Source organism: Klebsiella sp. OBRC7 (assembly GCF_000293135.1).
GTDB classification, from domain to species: Bacteria; Pseudomonadota; Gammaproteobacteria; order Enterobacterales; family Enterobacteriaceae; genus Klebsiella; species Klebsiella michiganensis.
In genome coordinates, this window is sequence record NZ_ALNJ01000008.1 from 1 (window position 1) to 5,726 (window position 5,726).

The following is a 5,726-nucleotide window of genomic DNA, read 5'->3' on the forward strand; positions in this document are numbered from 1 at the left end:
TATTCGCTGCAGAGCGTCGATCCGTTTGGGCTCTCCAGCCAGTTTGTCGGCCTGGATAACTTTTTAGCCCTCTTCCAGGACCCGTACTACCTGGACTCCTTCTGGACCACCATTAAGTTCAGCACGATGGTTACCGTTAGCGGCCTGCTGATCTCGCTGTTTTTCGCCGCGCTGGTGGATTACGTGGTGCGCGGCAGCCGCTTCTATCAGACGCTGATGCTGCTGCCTTATGCCGTTGCGCCCGCAGTCGCGGCGGTGCTGTGGATCTTCTTGTTCAACCCCGGACGCGGGCTGATTACGCATCTCCTCGGTGAGATGGGCTACGACTGGAACCACGCGCAGAACAGCGGCCAGGCGATGTTCCTCGTGGTTTTCGCCTCGGTGTGGAAGCAGATTAGTTACAACTTCCTGTTCTTCTTCGCCGCGCTGCAATCTATTCCCCGCTCGCTGGTAGAAGCCGCCGCGATTGACGGCGCCGGTCCGGTTCGCCGCTTCTTCAGGCTGGCGCTGCCGCTGATCGCCCCGGTGAGCTTCTTCCTGCTGGTAGTGAACCTGGTATACGCCTTCTTCGATACCTTCCCGGTTATCGATGCCGCAACCGGCGGCGGGCCGGTTCAGGCGACGACAACGCTGATTTATAAGATCTATCGTGAAGGTTTTGCCGGGCTCGACCTTTCCGCTTCCGCCGCCCAGTCGGTGGTGTTGATGTTCCTCGTCATCATTCTGACGGTGGTGCAGTTCCGCTACGTTGAACGAAAGGTGCGCTACCAATGATTGAGAATCGACGCGGGCTGACGATTTTCAGCCATACCATGCTGATTTTAGGGATCGCGGTCATTCTGTTTCCGCTGTATGTCGCCTTTGTCGCGGCGACGCTGGACAGTAAAGCGGTTTTTGATACGCCGATGACGCTGATTCCCGGCGGGCATCTGCTCGAAAACATGAAGTTTATCTGGGTGAACGGCGTAGGGGCCAATAGCGCGCCGTTCTGGCTGATGATGCTCAACAGCTTCATCATGGCCTTCGGCATCACGGTGGGCAAAATTACGGTCTCGATGCTCTCCGCTTTCGCCATCGTCTGGTTTCGTTTTCCGCTGCGCAACCTGTTCTTCTGGATGATCTTCATCACGCTGATGCTGCCGGTTGAGGTGCGTATTTTCCCGACGGTGGAAGTGATCGCCAACCTGAAAATGCTCGACAGCTATGCCGGGCTCACCCTGCCGCTGATGGCCTCGGCGACCGCCACCTTCCTGTTCCGCCAGTTCTTTATGACCCTGCCGGACGAGCTGATAGAGGCCGCACGTATCGACGGCGCGTCGCCGATGCGCTTCTTTCGCGACATCGTGCTGCCGCTGTCGAAAACCAACCTGGCGGCGCTGTTCGTCATCACCTTTATCTACGGCTGGAACCAGTATCTGTGGCCGCTGCTGATCATTACCGACGTGAATCTCGGCACGGCGGTCGCGGGCATCAAAGGGATGATCGCCATCGGCCAGGGCACCACGCAGTGGAATCAGGTGATGGCGGCGATGCTGCTCACGCTGATTCCTCCGGTTGTCATCGTTTTAGCCATGCAGCGCGCGTTTGTGCGTGGTTTAGTGGATAGTGAGAAATAAAATGGCAGGACTTAAGCTACAGGCAGTAACCAAAAGCTGGGATGGCAAAACCCAGGTGATCCAGCCGCTGACGCTGGACGTCGCGGACGGCGAATTTATCGTAATGGTGGGCCCCTCGGGCTGCGGAAAATCAACCCTGCTGCGCATGGTGGCGGGCCTGGAGCGGGTCACCAGCGGCGATATCTGGATCGACCGCAAGCGCGTCACCGAAATGGAACCGAAAGATCGCGGTATTGCGATGGTGTTCCAGAACTACGCCCTCTACCCGCATATGAGCGTGGAAGAGAATATGGCGTGGGGCCTGAAAATTCGCGGTTTAGGTAAAGGATTAATTGCCGAACGCGTCCAGGAAGCGGCGCGCATTCTGGAGCTGGACGGCCTGCTGAAGCGCCGTCCGCGCGAACTCTCCGGCGGCCAGCGCCAGCGCGTGGCGATGGGGCGGGCTATCGTGCGCGACCCGGCGGTATTCCTGTTTGATGAGCCGCTCTCCAACCTCGATGCCAAACTGCGCGTGCAGATGCGTCTGGAGCTGCAGCTGCTGCACCGCCGGCTGAAAACCACCTCGCTGTACGTGACGCACGATCAGGTGGAAGCCATGACCCTCGCGCAGCGGGTGATGGTGATGAATAAAGGCATCGCCGAGCAGATTGGTACGCCGGTCGAGGTCTACGAAAAACCGGCCAGCCGCTTTGTCGCGAGCTTTATCGGCAGCCCGGCAATGAACCTGCTGGAAGGCCGGGTCAGCGACGACGGTAGCCGCTTCGAGCTTGAGGGCGGGATGCTTTTACCCATCAACGGCGAGCATCGCCGCTATGCCGGGCGTAAGATGACCCTGGGTATCCGTCCGGAACATTTTGCATTAAGCTCCGAGGCGGAAGGTGGCGTACCGCTGGTGATGGATACGCTGGAAATTTTAGGTGCCGATAACCTCGCCCACGGGCGCTGGTGCGAGCAAAAGCTGGTGGTCCGGCTGCCGCACCAGCAGCGTCCGCAGGCGGGCAGCACCCTGTGGCTGCATCTGCCGCAGGAAAGTCTGCATCTTTTTGATAGTGAAACAGGACAACGCGCATGAGTCACTGGCCTTATCCTCATATCGTCGCCCACCGCGGCGGCGGTAAACTGGCCCCGGAAAATACCCTGGCGGCCATCGATACCGGCGCTCGTTACGGCCATACGATGATTGAGTTTGATGCGAAGTTATCGAAAGACGGGCAGATTTTTTTACTGCACGATGACAATCTCGAACGCACCAGCAACGGCTGGGGCGTGGCGGGCGAACTGGCGTGGAACGATCTGCTAAAAGTGGATGCCGGCAGCTGGTACAGCGGCGAGTTCAAAGGCGAGCCGCTGCCGCTGCTGAGCGAGGTGGCCGACCGCTGCCGTCAGCACGGCATGATGGCCAATATCGAAATTAAACCGACCACCGGCACCGGGCCGCTGACCGGCAAAGCGGTGGCGCTGGGGGCGCGTGAGCTGTGGCAGGGGATGACGCCGCCGCTGCTCTCATCGTTTGACGTTGATGCGCTGGAAGCCGCGCAGGAGGCGGTGCCCGAACTGCCGCGCGGGCTGCTGCTGGATGAGTGGCGCAACGACTGGCGCGAACTGACCGCACGTCTCGGCTGCGTCTCTATTCACCTCAATCATAAGCTGCTGGATGAAGCGCGCGTGGCGAGCCTGAAGGCCGCGGGCCTGCATATTCTGGTCTATACCGTTGACAAACCGCAGCGTGCCGCCGAGCTGCTGCGTTGGGGCGTGGACAGTATCTGCACCGATGCAATTGACGTCATCGGCCCCAACTTCCCGGCGTAATTCACTTCTGCGTCAGGCGGCCCTTACGGGGTCGTCTGGCGCTGCAGCATCCCACCGTTGGTGTTAGGGAGAGGCTGCTCACGGGTCAGATTGTTATTCTGCTGTACCCGCTGCCGATCGTTATTCAACTGCGTCTGAAGATGCTGCTGCTGCGCGCGCGACTGGCTTTGAATACCCTGCTTAAGATTGTTTTGCTGCTGCATTTGCTGGGTCTGCATCTGATTTTGCATTCGCTGCTGGCTGGGCACCACGTACCCCGGCTGATTGGGGTTATTGTCGATATTGATCGGCTGCGCCATGACGCTCAGCGGGAGCAGCGCCGCCAGATATAACATTGCTTTCATTGTTCTCTCCTCACTTCGTGGGATCGCTTAAGTTTACTCCCTTTCCGGCGCAACAATGATCTTTTAGGACTTATCATCCAGGATTATGGGTAAATAAAAACATCATTCAGGAGTATGACAATGATAAGAACAACGCTCTGGCGTCAGGTGGTCATCGCTGCGTTGCTGGCGGGCGGCAGTTTTACCGTTGCGGCAGATCCCGTCCCTCCGCCGGTATCTTATGGCGTAGAGGAGGATGTTTTTCACCCGGTCCGCGCTCAGCAGGGGATGGTGGCCTCGGTGGACGCGCTGGCAACGAAGGTAGGCGTGGATATTCTGCGTCAGGGCGGCAACGCGGTCGATGCCGCCGTGGCGGTGGGCTACGCGCTGGCGGTCACCCATCCGCAGGCCGGTAATATCGGCGGCGGCGGGTTTATGATGCTGCGGACCAAAGACGGTAATACCACGGCGATCGACTTCCGCGAGATGGCCCCGGAACAGGCCACCCGGGATATGTTTCTCGACGATCAGGGCAACCCGGACAGCAAGAAATCGCTGACCTCGCATCTGGCTTCCGGCACGCCGGGCACCGTCGCCGGGTTCTCCCTCGCGCTGGAAAAATACGGCACGATGCCGCTCAACAAAGTGATTCGCCCGGCGATTAAGCTGGCCGAAGAGGGCTTCACGGTAAATGATGCGCTGGCCGACGACCTGAAAACCTACGGCAGCGAAGTGATCCCCGACCATGCCAACAGCCGGGCTATCTTCTGGAAAAACGGCGAGCCGCTGAAAAAGGGCGATAAGCTGGTGCAAAAACAGCTGGGGAAAAGCCTGGAGCTGATTGCCGAGCTGGGGCCGGATGCCTTCTATAAAGGCGCGATTGCCGACCAGATTGCCGCTGAGATGAAGAATAACGGCGGGCTTATCACCAAAGCGGATCTGGCGAATTACAAAGCGGTCGAACGTACGCCGGTGAGCGGCGAGTATCGCGGCTATCAGGTGTTCTCGATGCCGCCCCCATCGTCCGGGGGCATTCATATCGTGCAGATCCTGAATATCCTCGAAAACTTCGATATGCATAAGTACGGCTTCGGCAGCGCCGACGCCATGCAGGTGATGGCGGAAGCCGAAAAGCACGCCTATGCCGACCGTTCGGAATACCTTGGCGATCCGGACTTCGTCAAGGTGCCGTGGCAGGCGCTGACCAGCAAAGCGTACGCCAAATCGATCGCTGAGCAGATTGATATCAATAAGGCGAAGCCGTCGAGCCAGATTCGCCCCGGTAAGCTGGCGCCGTATGAAAGCAATCAGACCACCCATTTCTCGGTGGTGGATAAGGACGGTAACGCCGTTGCCGTGACCTATACGCTGAATACGACCTTTGGAACCGGCATCGTGGCGGGGAACTCCGGCATTCTGCTGAATAATCAGATGGATGATTTCTCAGCTAAACCCGGCGTGCCAAACGTCTACGGGCTGGTGGGCGGTGACGCCAACGCCGTCGAGCCGAAAAAACGTCCGCTGTCGTCGATGTCGCCAACGATTGTGGTGAAAGATGGCAAAACCTGGCTGGTGACCGGTAGCCCCGGCGGCAGCCGCATCATCACCACCGTCCTGCAGATGGTGGTGAATACCATTGATTTCGGAATGAACGTCGCGGAAGCCACCAACGCACCGCGCTTCCATCATCAATGGCTGCCGGACGAACTGCGTGTAGAGAAGGGATTTAGCCCGGATACGCTGAAGCTGCTGGAGAGCAAAGGGCAGAAAGTGGCGGTGAAAGAGGCGATGGGCAGCACCCAGAGTATTATGGTTGGCCCGGACGGCACGCTGTACGGCGCATCCGATCCGCGTTCCCCGGATGATTTAACGGCAGGGTATTAGGTTTATCCTCACTCCGACCCTCTCCCTGCCGGGAGAGGGTTCGTTGAGCTCACCCCTTCAGCCGCGCCATAAAGTAGGCATCGACATATTCACC

6 protein-coding genes are annotated in these 5,726 nt (G+C 58.8%); 5 read left to right on the top strand and 1 reads right to left on the bottom strand.

The window, feature by feature from the left end:
• The 4 genes from ugpA to ugpQ form a co-directional block, all read left to right on the top strand.
• The coding region (gene ugpA / locus HMPREF1144_RS01925) for a sn-glycerol-3-phosphate ABC transporter permease UgpA (RefSeq protein ID WP_009651700.1) at positions 1-774 on the top strand (774 nt) is incomplete at its 5' end.
• Positions 771-1,616: a sn-glycerol-3-phosphate ABC transporter permease UgpE gene (gene ugpE / locus HMPREF1144_RS01930; RefSeq protein WP_004116045.1), complete on the top strand. Its 846-nt coding sequence runs from the start codon at positions 771-773 to the stop codon at positions 1,614-1,616. The genes ugpA and ugpE, both read left to right, overlap by 4 nt.
• A 1-nt stretch (position 1,617) precedes the next feature.
• Positions 1,618-2,688: a sn-glycerol-3-phosphate import ATP-binding protein UgpC gene (locus HMPREF1144_RS01935; RefSeq protein ID WP_009651699.1), complete on the top strand. Its 1,071-nt coding sequence runs from the start codon at positions 1,618-1,620 to the stop codon at positions 2,686-2,688.
• Complete coding sequence (ugpQ, locus tag HMPREF1144_RS01940) at positions 2,685-3,425, top strand: glycerophosphodiester phosphodiesterase (protein WP_009651698.1); 741 nt, start codon at positions 2,685-2,687, stop codon at positions 3,423-3,425. The genes HMPREF1144_RS01935 and ugpQ overlap by 4 nt, the downstream gene beginning before the upstream one ends.
• Before the next feature lie 23 nt (positions 3,426-3,448).
• Here ugpQ and HMPREF1144_RS01945 read toward each other — a convergent pair whose 3' ends face one another.
• Complete coding sequence (locus HMPREF1144_RS01945; protein ID WP_004855016.1) at positions 3,449-3,769, bottom strand: DUF2756 family protein; 321 nt, start codon at positions 3,767-3,769, stop codon at positions 3,449-3,451.
• 120 nt (positions 3,770-3,889) lie between these two features.
• Here HMPREF1144_RS01945 and ggt point away from each other — a divergent pair, with 120 nt between their 5' ends.
• Positions 3,890-5,632, top strand: a complete 1,743-nt coding sequence (ggt, locus tag HMPREF1144_RS01950; protein ID WP_009651697.1) for a gamma-glutamyltransferase — start codon at positions 3,890-3,892, stop codon at positions 5,630-5,632.
• Positions 5,633-5,726 lie beyond the last annotated feature (94 nt).

What these genes read in the sequence shown, in the direction of transcription:
- HMPREF1144_RS01945 (WP_004855016.1), bottom strand. Translation starts at nt 3,769, where the DNA reads ATGAAAGCAATGTTATATCTGGCGGCGCTGCTCCCGCTGAGCGTCATG.
- ugpE (WP_004116045.1), top strand. Translation starts at nt 771, where the DNA reads ATGATTGAGAATCGACGCGGGCTGACGATTTTCAGCCATACCATGCTG.
- HMPREF1144_RS01935 (WP_009651699.1), top strand. Translation starts at nt 1,618, where the DNA reads ATGGCAGGACTTAAGCTACAGGCAGTAACCAAAAGCTGGGATGGCAAA.
- ggt (WP_009651697.1), top strand. Translation starts at nt 3,890, where the DNA reads ATGATAAGAACAACGCTCTGGCGTCAGGTGGTCATCGCTGCGTTGCTG.
- ugpQ (WP_009651698.1), top strand. Translation starts at nt 2,685, where the DNA reads ATGAGTCACTGGCCTTATCCTCATATCGTCGCCCACCGCGGCGGCGGT.